Source organism: Kribbella voronezhensis, from assembly GCF_004365175.1.
GTDB classification, from domain to species: domain Bacteria; phylum Actinomycetota; class Actinomycetes; order Propionibacteriales; family Kribbellaceae; genus Kribbella; species Kribbella voronezhensis.
The window spans coordinates 310029-327257 of sequence record NZ_SOCE01000002.1 but is presented as its reverse complement, the minus strand read 5'-3'; the positions used below and the strand labels follow the sequence as shown (position 1 = coordinate 327257).

12 protein-coding genes are annotated in these 17229 nt (G+C 67.5%); 10 read left to right on the top strand and 2 right to left on the bottom strand.

Annotated features, from left to right (window positions below):
* The first annotated feature begins 12 nt into the window (after window positions 1-12).
* From EV138_RS28895 to EV138_RS28880, 4 genes are read left to right on the top strand one after another with little or no spacing between them, the layout of a single operon-like run.
* Window positions 13-1380, top strand: a complete 1368-nt coding sequence (locus EV138_RS28895; protein ID WP_202866990.1) for an ABC transporter substrate-binding protein — start codon at window positions 13-15, stop codon at window positions 1378-1380.
* On the top strand, window positions 1377-2279 hold the full coding sequence (locus tag EV138_RS28890; protein ID WP_133982603.1) for a carbohydrate ABC transporter permease: 903 nt from the start codon (window positions 1377-1379) through the stop codon (window positions 2277-2279). Before EV138_RS28895 ends, EV138_RS28890 begins: the two co-directional genes overlap by 4 nt.
* Complete coding sequence (locus tag EV138_RS28885) at window positions 2276-3127, top strand: carbohydrate ABC transporter permease (RefSeq protein WP_202866989.1); 852 nt, start codon at window positions 2276-2278, stop codon at window positions 3125-3127. Before EV138_RS28890 ends, EV138_RS28885 begins: the two co-directional genes overlap by 4 nt.
* 27 nt (window positions 3128-3154) lie before the next feature.
* Entirely contained in the window at window positions 3155-5206 is a 2052-nt protein-coding gene (locus EV138_RS28880) for a beta-galactosidase (RefSeq protein WP_133982601.1), read from the top strand.
* A gap of 48 nt (window positions 5207-5254) precedes the next feature.
* On the opposite strand, the gene EV138_RS28875 is transcribed toward EV138_RS28880, so the two are convergent.
* Together EV138_RS28875 and EV138_RS28870 are read right to left on the bottom strand one after the other, a co-directional pair.
* The gene (locus tag EV138_RS28875) at window positions 5255-7804 is read right to left on the bottom strand and encodes a DUF4153 domain-containing protein (protein ID WP_133982599.1); all 2550 of its coding nucleotides are present in this window, start codon (window positions 7802-7804) and stop codon (window positions 5255-5257) included.
* Window positions 7797-8495 (bottom strand): response regulator transcription factor, encoded by a 699-nt coding sequence (locus EV138_RS28870; RefSeq protein WP_133982597.1) that lies wholly within the window; start codon window positions 8493-8495, stop codon window positions 7797-7799. Before EV138_RS28870 ends, EV138_RS28875 begins: the two co-directional genes overlap by 8 nt.
* A 298-nt stretch (window positions 8496-8793) precedes the next feature.
* Between EV138_RS28870 and EV138_RS28865 the strand changes: the two genes are divergently transcribed.
* The 6 genes from EV138_RS28865 to EV138_RS28840 all read left to right on the top strand — a co-directional run bounded on the left by EV138_RS28865 (window position 8794) and on the right by EV138_RS28840 (window position 17186).
* Window positions 8794-9804, top strand: a complete 1011-nt coding sequence (locus EV138_RS28865; RefSeq protein WP_133984499.1) for a LacI family DNA-binding transcriptional regulator — start codon at window positions 8794-8796, stop codon at window positions 9802-9804.
* Window positions 9805-9883: 79 nt separating this feature from the next.
* Window positions 9884-11206, top strand: coding sequence for an ABC transporter substrate-binding protein (locus tag EV138_RS28860; protein ID WP_133982595.1), 1323 nt, complete (start codon window positions 9884-9886; stop codon window positions 11204-11206).
* Entirely contained in the window at window positions 11203-12078 is an 876-nt protein-coding gene (locus EV138_RS28855) for a carbohydrate ABC transporter permease (RefSeq protein WP_133982593.1), read from the top strand. The genes EV138_RS28860 and EV138_RS28855 overlap by 4 nt, the downstream gene beginning before the upstream one ends.
* The gene (locus EV138_RS28850) at window positions 12075-12953 is read left to right on the top strand and encodes a carbohydrate ABC transporter permease (RefSeq protein ID WP_133982591.1); all 879 of its coding nucleotides are present in this window, start codon (window positions 12075-12077) and stop codon (window positions 12951-12953) included. The genes EV138_RS28855 and EV138_RS28850 overlap by 4 nt, the downstream gene beginning before the upstream one ends.
* Window positions 12954-12964: 11 nt before the next feature.
* The gene (gene yicI / locus EV138_RS28845; protein WP_133982589.1) at window positions 12965-15196 is read left to right on the top strand and encodes an alpha-xylosidase; all 2232 of its coding nucleotides are present in this window, start codon (window positions 12965-12967) and stop codon (window positions 15194-15196) included.
* Window positions 15189-17186 (top strand): beta-galactosidase, encoded by a 1998-nt coding sequence (locus tag EV138_RS28840; RefSeq protein ID WP_133982587.1) that lies wholly within the window; start codon window positions 15189-15191, stop codon window positions 17184-17186. The genes yicI and EV138_RS28840 overlap by 8 nt, the downstream gene beginning before the upstream one ends.
* The last annotated feature ends 43 nt before the right edge of the window (window positions 17187-17229 follow it).

The following is a 17229-nucleotide window of genomic DNA, read 5'->3' as shown; positions in this document are numbered from 1 at the left end:
GAGTTGTTCGCAGTGATCCGTCTTCCGCAAGCCCGGCGACGCGCCGGTATCGCAGTCACTCTCGCCGCCGTGCTCACTCTCGCTGCCTGTGGCGGTGGCGGCTCGCCGGCCGCCAGTTCGAGTCAGGCCCAGGCGGTCAGCCAGGCCGACATCGACAAGGCGATGTCCACCCCGACCGAGCTCACGTTCTGGACCTGGGTGCCGGACATCAAGAAGGAGGTGGCGCTGTTCGAGCAGAAGTACCCCGCGATCAAGGTCACCGTCGTCAACGCAGGCCAGGGCGGACCGCAGTACACCAAGCTCCGGACCGCACTGAAGGCCGGTACCGGTGCCCCCGACGCGGCGCAGATCGAGTTCCAGTACGTGCCGACCTTCTCGATCACGAAGAGCCTGGTGGATCTTCGTCCGTACGGCGCGGACGCGCTGAAGTCGCAGTTCGTCGACTGGACCTGGAACCAGGTGACCGGCTCCGGCGGCGAGGTCTGGGCGATCCCGCAGGACACCGGCCCGATGGGGATGCTGTACCGCAAGGACATCTTCGACAAGTACGGCATCGCCGTCCCGAAGACATGGGACGAGTTCGCCACCGCGGCCCGCAAACTGCACGCCGCCGATCCGAAGATCAGCATGACGAACCTGGCCGCGAACCAGAGCGGCGTCTGGATGGGCCTGCTCTGGCAGGCCGGGCTCAAACCGTTCGAGGTCACCGGCGCCGACTCGGTGAAGGTCGACCTGAACAACGACCAGTCGAAGAAGCTCGCGACGTACTGGGACGGTCTGATCAAGGACGGCTCGGTGTCGACCGATCCCGACTTCACCGACCAGTGGTACCAGGCCCTCAACCGCGGCCAGTACGCCACCTGGCTCACCGCTGCCTGGGGACCGGTCTTCCTGTCCGGTTCGGCCAAGTCCACCAGTGGTAAGTGGCGCGCCGCCCCGCTGCCGCAGTGGGACGCGAGCAAGCAGACCTCCGGCAACTGGGGTGGTTCGACCACGGCGGTCGTGTCCGGCACGAAGAACCCGATCGCCGCCGCCAAGCTGGCCGAGTTCCTCAACACCGATGCGGCATCGACCAAGATGTTCGCCACCCAGCAGTTCTTGTTCCCCGCGACCAAGGCCCTCCTCGCAGATCCTTCGTTCGTCCAGCAGAAGCCCGCGTTCTACGGAGGACAGCAGGTCAACCAGGTGTTCTCCGCTATCAGCGACACGGTCGACGCGAAGTTCCAGTGGCCGCCGTTCCTCGACCAGGCCTCGAAAGACTGGGACGAGACGGTCGGCAAGTCGTTCGCGGACAAGTCCGACAGCGGCGCCGCCCTCGACCAGTGGCAGTCGAGGACCACGACGTACGCCAAGAACCAGGGCTTCAAGGTCAATCCATGAGTCGGCTCGCCTCCAGCCGTACGCGGCGGGGTGTCGACCCCGCCGCAAGCGGCTACCTGTTCGTCGCGCCGTTCATGCTGGTGTTCGCCGCCTTGCTGGTGCTGCCGCTGGCGTATGCGGCGTACCTGAGCCTGTTCCAGGACCGGCTCATCGGCGGCACCGTCTTCGCCGGCCTGGACAACTACGTCACCGCGCTCCACGACGAGCGGTTGTTGCAGGGCGTGCTGCGAGTCGCGAAGTTCTTCGCCTTCCAGGTGCCGATCATGCTGGCGATTTCGTTGCTCGCGGCACTGGCTGTCGACAGCGGCCTGCTGCGGTTCGCGAAGGCGTTCCGGCTCGGGATCTTCCTGCCGTACGCCGTACCGAGTGTGGTCGCCACCCTGATGTGGGGCTACCTGTACGGGCCGGACTTCGGCCCGGTCGCGCAACTGGCGGACAAGTTCGGTCTCGCGGCGCCGAAGTTCCTCTCCGACGGCTGGATGCTCGGCTCGATGGCGAACATCGTCACCTGGGAGTTCACCGGCTACAACATGATCATCCTGTACGCCGCCCTGCGCGCCGTACCGCACGAGCTCTACGAGGCGGCGGCCGTCGACGGCGCGGGCGCGTGGCGGACCGCGTGGAGCATCAAGATCCCCGCGATCCGGCCGGCTCTCCTGCTGTGCTTGATCTTCTCCGTCATCGGCAGCTTCCAGCTGTTCGCAGAACCGAACCTTCTGCAACGGTTGGCCCCGAGTGTCATCGACAGCGGTTACACCCCCAACCTGTACGCCTACACGCTCGCCTTCACCGGTCAGCAGGTGAACTATGCCGCCGCGGTCTCGTTCCTGCTCGGCGCGGTCATCGTGGTCGCCTCGTACACGGTCCTGTTCGTGACCAATCGAAGGAGCAAGCGATGACTGAACGTCGCAGCAAGCTCCTGATGATCGGCATGATCGCGCTGTTCGTGTACTTCCTGCTGCCGTTGTTCTGGCTGTTCGTGGCGTCCACGAAGACCACCGGGGATCTGTTCTCCAGCTTCGGCCTCTGGTTCAGCAAGGACTTCTCACTGCTGTCGAACATCCGCCAGACCGTCACGTACGACGGTGGCGTCTACGCCCGGTGGATGCTCAACACAGTCTTCTACTCGGTCGTGAGTGCCGGCGGCGCGGCGTTCCTGTGCGCTCTCGGCGGTTACGGCTTCGCGAAGTACCGGTTCCGCGGCAACGGGGCGATGTTCGCGCTGGTGCTCGGCTCGATCATGGTGCCGACCACCGCGCTGGCGATCCCGACGTACCTGCTGTTCAGCAAGGTGGGGCTGGTGAACAGCCCATGGGCGATCATCCTGCCGTCGCTCGTCAGCCCGTTCGGCCTGTACCTGATGCGCATCTACGCTCAGGACGCGATCCCGGACGGCATCATCGAGGCCGCCCGGATCGACGGCGCGAGCGAGTTCCGGATCTTCTTCCAGGTCGCGCTGCGGATGCTCTCCCCCGGACTCGTCACTGTCTTGCTGTTCACGCTGGTGGCCACCTGGAACAACTACTTCCTGCCGCTGATCATGCTCAACAATCCCAAGCTCTACCCGGTGACGGTCGGCCTGGCGGCCTGGTCGTCGCAGTCCGCCGGCGGTGGCGGCTCGACCGGCGCGCTGCTGTCCTCGGTCGTCACCGGATCGCTCTTGTCCGTCATCCCGCTGATCACCGCGTTCCTGCTGCTGCAGCGGTACTGGCAGTCCGGGCTGTCCACCGGCGGGGTCAAGGGCTGAATCACCTTCTATCATTGGAGAAACGCTGTGCAAGAACGTGTACTCTTCGGCGCTGCGTACTACCACGAATACCAGCCGCACGAGCGGCTCGAGCAGGATCTCGACCTGATGGCCGCGGCTCGCTTCTCGGTGATCCGGGTCGGCGAGTCGGTCTGGTCGACCTGGGAGCCAGAGAACGGCGGGTTCGACCTCGACTGGCTGCAGCCCGTCCTCGACGGCGCGCACGCCCGCGGCATCGCCGTCCTGCTGGGCACCCCGACGTACGCCGTACCGCCCTGGCTGGTCAGGCTCTACCCCGAGATCGCGGGCGAACGGAAGACCGGTCAACGGATCGGCTGGGGTGCCCGCCAGGAGGTCGACTACACCCACCCGGGATTCCTCTTCCACGCGGAGCGGGTGATCCGGAAGATCGTCGCCCGCTATGCCGACCACCCGGCGGTGATCGGTTTCCAGGTCGACAACGAGCCGGGGAACGAGCTTCTGCACAACCACGGGGTGTTCCAGCGGTTCGTGGACAGCCTGCGGCACAAGTACGGCGATGTGCAGACGCTCAACGACGAGTGGGGGCTCGTCTACTGGTCCCACCGCCTGTCCGACTGGGCCGACCTGTGGACACCGGACGGCAACGTGCAACCGCAGTACGACGTTGCCTGGCGGCAGTTCCAGGCCGACCTGACCACCGACTTCATCGGCTGGCAGGCCGACATCGTCCGCGAGTACGCCCGCCCCGACCAGTTCGTCACCACCTGCATCTCCTACGAGCGCCCGGGGATCGCCGACGACGAGTTGGTTCGCCGGCTCGACGTGACGGCCGGCAATCCGTACTACGCGATGCAGGATGGGCTCCAGCAGCCACCACCAGTTGACGTCCAACAGAACTGGACCACGACCGGCACGTGGGCGCTCTACCTCAGCGCGGACCGGATGTACTCGTCACAGCAGCGCCCGTACCTCGTCACCGAGACGAACGCGCAGTCCATCGGCTTCCCGTGGGACAACCGGCCGGCGTACGACGGCCAATGGCGGCAAGCGGCGTGGGCCCTCGTCTCGCGCGGCGCGAAGATGATCGAGTACTGGCACTGGCACACCTTGCACTTCGGTGCGGAGACGTACTGGGGTGGAGTACTCCCCCACAACGGCATTCCCGGCCGTACGTACAAGGAGATCGCCCGACTGGGTGCGGAGTTCGAGGCGGCCGGCTCGCTGGTGGTCGACCTGACACCCGACAGCGACGTGACGATGCTGTATTCCGTGCCGAGCAAGTGGCTGATGCAGAAGTACCCGGCGCTCTCCCACCAGGACGGCAGCCCGGACGAACGCTCGTACCACGGTCTCTTCGATCCCTTCTACCGTGGGGCTTTCGAGGCGGGCTTGCAGGTGCGTGTCCTGCACACCAGTCAGTTCACCGGCACCGAACTGGTCGCAGAGAACCCCGTGCTCGTCGTACCGGGACTGTATCTGGCCGACAACACCCTGCTGGACCAACTGGTCGCGTACGCCGAAGCCGGCGGTCACCTCGTCGTCGGACCACGCACCGGCTACGCCGATCAAGAAGCACGAGCTCGAACCGACGCGCAACCTGGTCGACTCGCAGCGGCAGCGGGGGTGACATACGACGAGTTCAGCAATCTCAGTCACGATGTTCGGGTCCACGGAGACGCCCTACGACTCGGAGGCGACGCCGCAGCTACCCGCTGGGCGGACGGTCTCCAGGTCGAGGGCGCAGAGGTGCTGGCGAGTTATGACCATCCGCACTTCGGGCGCTGGCCTGCGATCACCACCCGCGCTCATGGTCAGGGCCGGATCACCTACGTGGGCACGGTTCCCAACGGACCGCTCGCGGTCGCGTTGTTCCGCTGGATCGCGCCGACTCCGCAGACCGACCTGCCGTCCAGCGTCAGCATCACGTCAGCGACCGCGGCCGACGGGCGGCGTCTCAAGTTCGTGCACAACTGGTCCTGGGACACGGTCGGCATCGACCTGCAGGAGCCTCTGTACGACGTACTGGCAGACGCCTCGGTGGAAGGCAAACTCACGCTCGGTCCGTGGGACGTGCGGGTCCTGGCCACGCAAGCATGATTGCCGAGGGCCCCGAAATCATCGGGGCCCTCAGCAACCGATCGACGATCAGCGGACGGCTGGGCAGACCGCGGCCGGGGCGTTGTGGGCGGCTCGCAGCGTGGACTGGGCGCGATGGCGGCCGAGGTTCCACTCCAGCCAGTCGTCGTCGCTGACTCTGTAGCCTTGCAGGGCACAGCCGGCGACGTCCGGCGGCAGGGTCGCCAGGACCGGCACGGCGTCATCCGAAAGCTCTTGCAGGAAAGGCCAATCCACCTTGCCGGTCTGGGCGTAGCGGTCCACGTTGTGCTGCGCGATCCAGGCATCCGGGTTGATGGCGGCCAGCAGAAGGAGCAGCCCGGCGCCACTCAGCAAAGCCGCGCGGGGAAGCCAGTTCGCCCGCAACGTCAGACCCGCCACCAGCACACCGACCACCAGCAGTCCCAGCCAGCCTTCGAAGACGTCGACCAGCAAGCGGAGCTGGGTGAAGCCGTACGCCTGCTGGTAGACGTGCATCCGATAGAGCGCTGAAGCAACCACTACCAGGGTCAGGACGCACAGCAGTCCGAGTGATCCGCGCAACCAGGCCACGTCCGCGGCCGTAGTACGAGGTGCCTTCCGGGCAGCCGCCCACACCACCAGGAGTGTGAGCGCAGTAGCGACCGTGAGTTGGCCGAAGCCCTGATGGACGTACTCCGCGTACGTCAGCCCGGTGATCCGCTCGAGGTAGGCGTGCCCACCGAAGCTCGCAGTGGCCTGCGCGGCCAGGAACACGAGGAAGACCGCGTCGACCAGCAGGACGGGCGCCAGCCACTCGTACCGGCGGGCGACCGGCCGGGCGCTCCCGACGGCCGGCTCGACGTTCGGCGGGTTGAGGGCCAGGTAGGTTGCCGCCAGCACCACTCCCCCGACCGCAACGGTGATGAACGCACGCAGTACGAACGAATCGAACTTCAGGTCCGGGACGAGTGCACCGACCCACTTGGCGAAGATCGCATCCGCGGAGGCGAACAGCAGCCCGAAGACGAGAACACCGAGCACCGACCACACAACGGTCCGCAACGCGGCCGCACTCGCCCGCAGCCCCGTCACCGCCTGCAGCGATCGGCCCAGCCACGGAAGCCCGCGGAGACCGGCGAGCGGCCAGGCGATACCCGCCAGCACGAAGGCCGGCAGCGTCCGTCCGTTCACCAGTGCGGCCACACAGACCGCACCACCGGCGAAGAAACACAGGATCACGATCCAGCCCGCGTCCCGGAAGACGGCGGTCGACGCCAGCAGGAAACACAGCGCGGCACACGCCTGGGTGAACCGGGACCGGCGGTTGACGCTGAAGCGCAGGATCACGCCACCGGCGGCCGCGAGTACGACGAAGGTGCCGAGCCCGAGGTCGCGGAACGGCAGGATGATGCCCGCCAGCAGACCGACCGCGAGGCTGTAGAGCACCGCGCGCAGCTTGCCCGGCACGCGGGCGTCCGGCCAGAAGGCGCCGAACAACAGGTCCATTCCCGACTCCGGCACCCGGGCGGCCGGGGGTGGAGGGGTGGGTGTGCTGGTCGCCTTGGGGACGGGACTGTCGACCGGCTTGGTCATGACTTGCTCCTCAGCTTTCTGGTGGACGGCTTGGTTCGGGAGGTCGACGCGCACCCGCGCTCCGGTACTGCGCGGCTCGGGCTCGACGAAGTGGATGGTGCCGCCGTGCAGGTCGGTCACCCAGCGGGCGATCGCGAGACCGAGCCCGGTACCGCCGCCACCCTCGGCCTCGCCGAGCGTCCCGAACCGCTCGAAGACCCGGTCCCGGTCGGCGACCGGGATGCCCGGCCCCTCGTCGGCCACCTCGAGCCGCCAGCCGGTCGCCGTCCTCGCGGCGGTGATCCGGACGGTCTCACCGGCCGGGCTGTGCCGGGACGCGTTGTCGAGCAGGTTGGCGACCAACTGGTGGAGCCGCGCCGGGTCGGCCTGTGCTGTGAGTTCCGGCGGTGTGACGCACACGTCGTACCGGACCTCGCGGCCGATGACCTCGGCCTCGGCGACGGCGCGCTCCAGCAACTCGGCGACGGGCACCTGCTGGGCGGACAGTTCTGCCTTGCCCGCGTCGACCCTGGCCAGGTCGAGCAGGTCGGAGGCGAGGGCAGCGAGTCGCTCGGCCTGGTCGAGCGCTGTCCGGAGGGTGGCGGGATCCGGTTCGGCGACTCCGTCGACGAGGTTCTCGAGGACGGCACAGAGGGCGGCCAGCGGAGTACGGAGTTCGTGGCTCACGTTCGCCACGAGTTCGCGGCGCTGGCGATCGACCGCGGCCAGGTCCTCGGCCATCCGGTTGAAGGCCCGGGCCAGTTCGCCCACCTCGTCGCTCGACGTGGCGGTGACCCGGCCGGAGTAGTTGCCCCGGGCCATCACCCGGGCGGCGGCGGTCATCTCCCGCAGCGGCGACGTCATGCCCGCCGCCAGCAGTTGCGTCACGCCGAGAGCCAAGGCCACGGTGACCGGGATGCTCAGCCAGACCGGGACGCTGCCGACGGCACCGACCGCGGCGCCGACCGAGGCAAGGGTGACGCTGACCGCGACCAGGAGTCCCAACTTCACCTTGATCGAGCGGACCAGGTCCAGCGGCTTACTCACCGGGCGGCACCGTTTCGAGCGCGTACCCGACGCCGTGGACCGTGCGCACGCGGTCCGCGCCGATCTTGGCCCGCAGCGCCTTCACGTGGCTGTCGACCGTCCGTGTCCCGGAGGCACCCGGCCAGCCCCAGACCTCGGCGTACAGGTTCTCTCTGGTGAGGACGACGCCAGGGCTGGCCGCGAGGCAGAGCAGCAGGTCGAACTCGGTCGGGGTCAGGTGCACCTCGGCGTCGGCCACCCACACCCGGCGGGCGGCAGCGTCGATCCGCAAGTCACCCAGATCACTGCTCGACTGGGTGGCAAGCTCCATGGCACGGTCGACCCGTCGCAACAGGGCACCGACCCGCGCGACCAACTCCCGCATCCGAAACGGTTTGGTCAGGTAGTCGTCGGCTCCGACGCCCAGTCCCACCAGGATGTCCGCCTCGTCGTCGCGGGCAGTCAGCATCAGCACGGGGACCGGCCGCCGGGCCTGGATCCGCCGGCACACCTCGTGCCCGTCGAACCCGGGAAGCATCACGTCCAGCAGCACCAGATCCGGCGCGGTGTCGGAGAACACGGTGACCGCGCCGGGGCCGTCCCAGGCCTGCACCACGTCGTAGCCGGAGCCGCGCAGGCGGTCGGTGACGGCCTGGTTGATGACCGGTTCGTCCTCGACGACGAGGATCCGCCGGCCCGCTTCGCTTCCCATGCTCCGACCCTAGAAGCACCTTTGCTCAGGAACGGAGCACAACTCGTGAAGGTTCTGTGCAGATCACCCCTCCGCGAGCTGGGCGGCCACGGCTTGGCGTTTGACGCCGAAGAGCATCGAGACACCGGGCAGGGCGGACAGCAGCCATCTCGCCAGGATTCCACCCCGGGGAGCCACCGCCTGGCCGGTCGCCCGGCGACCGCGGCGGATTGCCTCTTGACGGGTTCTGGTCGGTGGCCTAGCTTTTGTCGAAGCGTTTCGACGAAGCGTTTCGACAGGAGGTGGGCCGGTGGCGACGATGACCGATGTCGCCCGGCGTGCCGGGGTGTCCGTGAGCACGGTTTCGTACGTGCTGACCGGGACCCGGCCCATCTCCGAGGCGACCCGCGAGCGGGTGCTGGCGGCGATGGCCGAGCTCGACTACCAGCCCAATGCGATGGCCCGGGGGCTCGCCAGCCGGCGCAGCAACATCGTCGGACTGCTGCTGCCGTTGACCGGTCGTGGACTCGGTGCGACCGAGACCGCGTTCGTCACCGGCGCCACCGAGGCAGCCAGACAGGCCGGCTATCACCTGATGCTGTGCTCGGTCGGCACCGACGACTCCGACGAGCTGCAGACCCTCGCGACCCAGCGGCTGCTCGACGGCTTCCTGGTGATGGAGGTCCAGCTGACCGACCGCCGGGTCGACCTGCTCCGCAGACTCCAGGCGCCGTTCGTGCTGATCGGCCGGACCGAGGACGCGGCCGGCCTGGCCTGCGTCGACATCGACTTCGAGCAGACGGTCGACGACGCCGTCGCGCATCTGGTCGGGCTCGGTCACCGGACGCTTGCCTACGTCAACCATTCGGAAGCCAGTCTGGCCAGCGGGTACGGCCCGGCGAGACGCACAGCGGCGGCGTTCGAGGCGGCCGTGCGCAGGCACGGTGTCGAAGGCCTGATGGTGCCGAGCGACGACACCGCCACCAGCGGACGGCAGGCGATCCGGAGGGCACGCGAGCAGTCCCCCGAGCTGACCGGCGTGCTGGTGATGAACGAGAACGCGGCGCTCGGCATCCTGACCGAACTACGCGAGAGCGGACTCGACGTACCGGGTGACATCTCGGTGGTGTCGATGGTGACCTCCGAGGTGGTCGCCGATCTGGCCAGTCCGGCGCTCACCGCGATGACCTCGCCGGGCGCGGCACTGGGGGCCGCGGCGACGCGGGTGCTGCTGAAAAGACTGGGCGAGCACGACACATCGACGTACCAGGAGCTGTTGCCCTGCGTCCTGGAGGTCCGCGGTACCAGCGCCGAGGCGCGCAAGCACTGACAAGGGTCCGCCGCCGCGCTGCAACGCGACGACGGACCGAGGAAGCACCGGACACACACCCGTTCAAAGGAGTACACCCATGCGGTTTCCCCGCACCATGATCTCAGCGGGAGCGGCGATCGTCTCGCTGGCCCTCGTCCTGGCCGGCTGCGGCAGCAGCGGTGGCGACGACAACGACAGCAGCGGCGACACCGGGACCGGCACGCTGAAGCTGTGGCACTACGAAAGCGCGAACGGCGCGATGGGCAAGGCCTGGGACAAGGCGATCGAGGTGTTCAAGACCGAGCACCCGGGAGTCACGGTCCAGTTCGAGCGCAAGGCGTTCGAGCAGATCCAGCAGAACGCGTCGATGATCCTCGCCTCCGACCAGGCACCGGACCTGATGGAGTACAACAAGGGCAACGCCACCGCCGGCCTGCTCAGCTCCAAGGGGCTGCTCACCGATCTGAGCGACGAGGTCGCCAAGCGCGGCTGGGACAAGGTGCTCAGCCCGAGCCTGCAGACCACCGCCCGGTACGACGACAAGGGCGTGATGGGCTCCGGCAACTGGTTCGGCGTCCCGAACTACGGCGAGTACGTGATGGTCTACTACAACAAGGCCCTCTTCAAGCAGTACGGCGTCGCCGTACCGAAGACGCTCGACGAGATGACCGCCGCGATGGACACCTTCGTCGCGAAGAAGGTCACGCCGCTCGGGATGGCGGGCGCGGAGTACCCGGCCGGTCAGCTGTACTACCAACTCGCGCTGTCCAAGGCCGACCGCTCGTTCGTCGACAACTACCAGCTCTACAAGGGCAGCGTCGACTTCAAGGCCGACCCGCTCAAGTACGGCGCGGACACCTTCCGCGACTGGGTCCAGAAGGGCTACATCTCCAAGCAGTCGGCCAGCCTGAAGGCCGAGGACATGGGCACCGCCTTCATCGCCGGCAAGACGCCGATGATCGTCAGCGGCTCGTGGTGGTACGGCCGGTTCGCGACCGAGATCAAGAAGTTCGACTGGGGCACGTTCCTGTTCCCCGGCAACAAGCTGAACGCGGGCTCGTCCGGCAACCTGTGGGTCGTCCCCGAGCAGTCGAAGAACAAGAAGCTCGCCTACGACTTCATCGACATCACCATGCGGCCCGAGATCCAGACCATCATGGCCAACAACGGCGGCGTACCGGTCAAGGCCGACCTGGCCAAGGTGACGGATCCCAAGAACAAGGAACTGATCGCCAACTTCGACGCGATCACCAAGGCCGACGGCCTCGCCTTCTACCCCGACTGGCCGGTCCCGGGGTACTACGACGTACTGGTGGCCGGCGGTCAGTCGCTGATCAACGGCTCCAAGAACCCTGACCAGGTACTCGCCGACCTCGGCAAGGCCTACGACCAGGGCGTCAAAGAAATCAAGAACGGATGACCCGGGGCAAGGCAGGCTACTGGTGGTACCTGCTGCCCGGGGCTGTCGCTTTCACCGCTGTCGTCGCCGTTCCCTTCGGCACCAACCTCTACCTCTCGCTGACCAAGTGGTCCGGGATCGGCGACCCCCGCTGGATCGGCTTCGACAACTACACCCGGCTGCTGCACGACGACGTCTTCTGGACGTCGTTCCGCAACACCGCGGCGATGGTGATCGCCATGGTGGTGGTGCCGACGCTGATCGGGTTGGTGCTGTCGGCCACCTTGTTCGACGTGATCGGGCGGCGGTTCGGGCCGAAGACGGCCTCATTCCTGCGGGCCACCTTCTACCTCCCCCAGGTCCTGCCGGTCGTCGTGGCCGGCATCCTGTGGGGCTGGCTGTTGCGTCCCGACGGTGCGGTGAACGCCGTCGGCAAGGCGATCGGCCTCGGCGAGCACGACTGGCTGGGTGATCCCAAGACGGCCTTGCCGATGGTGATGCTGGTGATGATCTGGGTCCAGATCGGCTACCCGGTGGTGATCTTCATGGCCGCCCTGCAACGCGTCGACCCGGATCTGTACGAGGCGGCGGAGATCGACGGGGCCGGCTGGTTCCGTCGGTTCCAGGCGATCACGCTGCCGCAGATCCGGCCGGAGACGTTCGTGATCACGCTGACCTGCACGATCGCGGCGCTGAAGGTGTTCGGCCCGATCTGGGCACTCACCCGCGGCGGCCCGAACCACGCGACCACGGTGCCGTCGTACTTCGCCTACAACGCCTTCTTCAACAAGCTCCAGGTCGGGTACGGCGCTGCCGTGGCGACCGCGCTCACCCTGGTGATCGTTGCCGTCAGCATCGGTTTCCTGAAGCTCCAAGGCAGGACCGAATCATGACCACACTGACCCTGACCCGCAGCCGGGTGGCCCGCAAGGACCCCGATCGCTACAAACAAGGTGCGGCCCGCTGGGTCGTCCTGGCTCTCGTCGTCCTCACCGCGCTGCTGGTCCTGGTGCCGTTCGCGGTGATGCTGATGAACGCCTTCAAGTCGCCGGCCGACTACTCCGGCAACGGGCCGTTGGCGTGGCCGAAGTCGTTCCAGCTGGACGGGTTGAAGACGTACTGGCAGCAGGTCCACTTCGGCGGCAAGCTGGTCAACTCGATCGTCATCTCCGGATCGGTCGCGGTGCTCGGCGTCGTGCTGTCCCTGCTGAACGCCTACGCGCTCGGCATCGGCCGGGTCCGCGGCCGGATGTGGATCGTCGCCCTCTTCCTGCTGGCGAACATGATCCCGCAGGAGGCGCTGGTCTACCCGCTGTACTCGATGGCGAAGTCGCTCGGCCTCTACAACAGCCGGCTCAGCGTGATCATCATCTTCACCGTCATCCAGAGCGCGTTCGGCACCTACCTGCTCGCCTCGGTGCTCGGTACCTTCCCGAAAGCGTTGCTGGAAGCCGCGGCGCTCGACGGCGCCGGCCGGTGGACCACGTTGTGGCGCGTCGTCGTACCGACCGTCCGGCCGACGCTGTCGGTGTTGTTGATCTTCTTCTTCATCTGGACCTGGAACGAGTTCTTCATTCCGCTGGTGATGCTGATCGACAACAGCACCCAGACCGTGCCGCTCGCCCTTGCCTCCCTGCAAGGCGATCGGCTGATGGACGCCACCACCACGAACGCCGGGGCACTGATCAGCCTGCTCCCGACCGTCGTGTTCTTCCTGATCTTCCAGCGCACACTGACCCGCGGCGTCACCGTCGGCGCGGTCAAGTAGAAAGGCAGTCGATGAAGTTCACAGACGGCTACTGGCAGCTGCGGCCGGGGCTGGCCCGGTTGCGGCCGGCCGCGGTCGAGAGTGTCGAAGCCGCCGAACGCACGCTGGTCGTCTACGCGCCGGCCAAGCAGATCATCGGCCGCGGCGACACGCTCAACCAGCCCCTCTTCACCGTCACCCTCAGCTCGCCGGCGGCCGGCATCATCGGCGTCCGGATCGAGCACCACAGCGGCGGTCTCCCGCCCCGGCCGGCCTTCGAGCTGGCAGGCGACGACGACCATCCGGTCAAGGTCGAGGTCGACGAGGACACCGCCCGGCTGACCAGCGGCGATCTCACCGCGGTGGTCCGGCTCGACGGCCCGTGGGATCTGCGGTTCGAGCGGGACGGCCGCGTGCTGACCGGCTCCTCCGCGCGCAGCATCGGCCTGATCACCGACCAGCAAGGCCGCCAGTACCTGCACGAACAGCTCGCGCTCGGCGTCGGCGAGACCATCTACGGGCTCGGCGAACGGTTCGGCCCACTGGTGAAGAACGGCCAGGTCGTCGACATCTGGAACGCCGACGGCGGCACGTCCAGCGAGCAGGCGTACAAGAACGTGCCCTTCTACCTGAGCAGCTCCGGGTACGGCGTACTGGTCGACACGCCGGCCAAGGTCTCCTTCGAGGTCGGCTCGGAGGTCGTGTCCCGCAACCAGTTCAGCGTCGAAGGACAGGCACTCTCGTACTACGTGATCGCGGGTCCCACGCCTAAGGACGTACTGCGCCGGTACACCGGTCTCACCGGCCGGCCGGCGCGAGTGCCTGCCTGGTCGATGGGGTTGTGGCTGTCCACCTCGTTCACCACGGACTACAACGAGCCGACGGTGACCAGCTTCGTCGACGGGATGGCCAGCCGGGACCTGCCGCTGAGCGTCTTCCACTTCGACTGCTTCTGGATGCGGCAGTTCCACTGGTGCGACTTCCTCTGGGACCCGGTGGCGTTCCCGGACCCCGCCGGGATGCTGCAACGACTGAAGGAGCGCGGGCTGCGGATCAGCCTCTGGATCAACCCCTATATCGCGCAGCGCTCGGTGCTGTTCGAAGAGGGCCGCAGGCTCGGCTACCTCCTGAAGCGGACCGACGGCTCGGTCTGGCAGTGGGACCTGTGGCAGGCCGGGATGGCGATCGTCGACTTCACCAACCCGGACGCGACCGCCTGGTTCCGGTCCAAGCTGCAGGCGCTGATCGATCTCGGCGTGGACTGTTTCAAGACCGACTTCGGCGAGCGCATCCCGGCCGACGACGTCGTCTGGCACGACGGCTCGGACCCGCAACGCATGCACAACTACTACCCGCACCTCTACAACAAGGCCGTCTTCGACCTGCTGAAGGAGAACCGCGGCGAGGGCGACGCAGTACTGTTCGCACGCTCGGCGACCGTCGGCGGCCAGCAGTTCCCGGTGCACTGGGGCGGCGACTGCGAGTCCACCTTCGAGGCGATGGCCGAGTCGCTACGCGGCGGCCTGTCGCTCGCGTCGTCCGGCTTCGGCTACTGGAGTCACGACATCGGCGGCTTCGAGGGCACGCCGGACGCGGCCGTCTTCAAGCGCTGGGTGCCCTTCGGCCTGCTCTCGTCGCACTCCCGGCTGCACGGATCCGGGTCGTACCGGGTGCCGTGGGCTTTCGACGAGGAAGCCGTTCAGGTACTGCGTCGCTTCACCAAGCTGAAGATGTCGCTGATGCCCTACCTGGCCGTCGTCGCCGAGGAGGCGCACACCGACGGTACGCCGATGATGCGGCCGATGGTGCTGGAGTTCCCCACCGACCCGGGCGTCGCCTACCTCGATCGCCAGTACATGCTCGGCCCGAACGTGCTGGTCGCACCCGTGATGAGCAAGGACGGCGAGGTCCGGTTCTACCTGCCCGAAGGAACGTGGACCCATCTGCTCACCGGCGAACAGTTCGACGGCAGCCGCTGGGTCACCCGCAGCTACGGCTTCGACGAACTGCCCTTGCTGGCCAGGCAAGGCGCGGTGATCCCCTTCGGCGCAGTGGACGACCGTCCGGAGTACGACTGGACCGACGGTGTCGAGCTGCGCTGGTACGCACCCGCCGAGGGTGAGGTGACTCGCGTCCGTCTCCCCGGGCCGAACGGGGAGACGAGCGCGGTCATCGAGCTGACCCTGACCGCGGGCCGGGCGGAGTCCCGGGTGCTGGAAGGCAGCTGCGGTCAGTTCACGGTGACTGTGGTCGCCGATGCCTGAGCTCTACTACGGCGGTGACTACAACCCCGAGCAGTGGTCGCCAGAGGTCTGGGCCGAGGACATGGAGCTCATGCGCCGCGCCGGGGTGAACCTGGCCACGGTCGGAGTCTTCTCCTGGTCGAGTCTCGAGCCGGAGCCCGGCCGGTACGAGTTCGGCTGGCTCGACCAGGTCCTCGATCTGCTGCACGGCAACGGCATCAAGGTGAACCTGGCGACACCGACCGCTTCACCGCCGCCATGGTTCAGCCTTGCTCATCCCGACGCGCTGCCGGTCACGGCCGACGGCGTACGGCTGATGCACGGCAGTAGGGACACCTACTGCGTCAGCGCACCGGCGTACCGGGAGGCGGCTGTCGGCATCGCCCGGGTGCTGGGTGAGCGGTATCGCGATCATCCCGCGCTCGCGATGTGGCACGTTCACAACGAGTACGGATCCACCTGCCACTGCGATCATGTCGCCGCATCCTTCCGGACCTGGCTACAGCGCCGGTACGGCGAGCTGGGTGCCCTGAACGCCGCCTGGACGACGGCCTTCTGGAGTCAGGGGTACTCGGCCTGGGAGCAGGTGTTCCCGCCGCGACGGACGCAGTACCTGCCGAATCCCTCGCAAATGCTGGACTTCCGGCGCTTCCTGTCCGACGAGTTGCTCACCGCGTACCAAGAACAGAAGTCCGTACTCCGTGCACTCACCCCGGACATCCCGATCACGACCAACTTCGTGTTCGGCGCCTGGGTCCCCGTCGATCACTGGCGCTGGTCCCGCGAGGTCGATCTGGTGGCCATTGACCACTATCCGGGCAGCGCGGGCATCGAGGCGGAGCAGCAGACCGCCTTCGGCGCCGATCTGGCCCGGTCGTGGGGTGGCGGCCGGTGGCTGCTGATGGAGCAGGCAGCCGGCTCGTTCAACGTCGGCGGCCGCCTGCACAGCAAGGAACCCGGCCGGATGGCGCGCAACAGTGTGTCTCACATCGCTCGCGGTTCGAGCGGGGCGCTCTTCTTCCAGTGGCGGGCCTCCCAGGGTGGCGCGGAACGATTCCACAGTGGGATGGTCCCGCACGCCGGCGCCGACAGCCGGGCCTTCCGCGAGATCACCGAGCTCGGCGAGCTGTTGCCGAGGCTGGCCGAGGCCGACAGCGCCGAGGTCGAGGCCGAGGTGGCGATCCTGTGGGACGCCGAATCCTGGTGGGCGACCGACGGCCCGGCTCTGCCGTCACCCGCGATCGACTACCTGGCGGCGGTCCAGGCCGCCCACCGGCAACTGTGGCAGCTGGGCATCGGCACGGACTTCGCGCATCCCACCGCGGACCTGACGGCGTACCGGGTGGTCGTTGTCCCCTCGCTGTATCTGGCCGGTGCCGAAGTGATTGCCTCGATCAACCAGTACGCCGCGAGCGGTGGTCAACTGCTGATCACCGCGCTGAGCGGGATCGCCGACGAGACGACGCAGATCCGGCTCGGCGGCTACCCCGGCGCGTTCCGGGAACTGCTCGGGATCCGCGTCGAGGAGTTCCTGCCGGTGGACGGCACGATCGAACTCGACACCGGTGAGCTGGCCGAAGGCTGGAGCGAACGCGTACTGCTCGAAGGTGCGGAGGCGATCGCTCGCTACCAGGGCGGCGTTCTGGACGGCTGGCCGGCGATCACGCGCCGCGACAACGTCTGGTACAGCTCCACCTGGCTCACCGATCCGGCGTACCGGTCGTTGATGACGCAGGTCGTTCACGCCGCCGGGATCACGCCGGCCGAGTTGCCCGCCGGGATCGAGGTGATCACTCGGCGGTCGGCGGACGCGCGGTACAGGTACATCCTGAACCACACGGCCGGGGACGTCCGGCTGCCGTACGACGGGATCGATCTGATCACCGGCGAACAGACCGACGGTGAGGTGACCGTCGCGGCCGGCGGCTGGACGGCACTGCGCACGAAGCCCGCGGAGCAGCCGCCGGGCGAATCTGTTGCCAAGCGCAATCAGAGCATTACCGGCTGTTGACTCCCGATTAACACGGCTGCAATAGTTCTCCTAATCCGCCAGC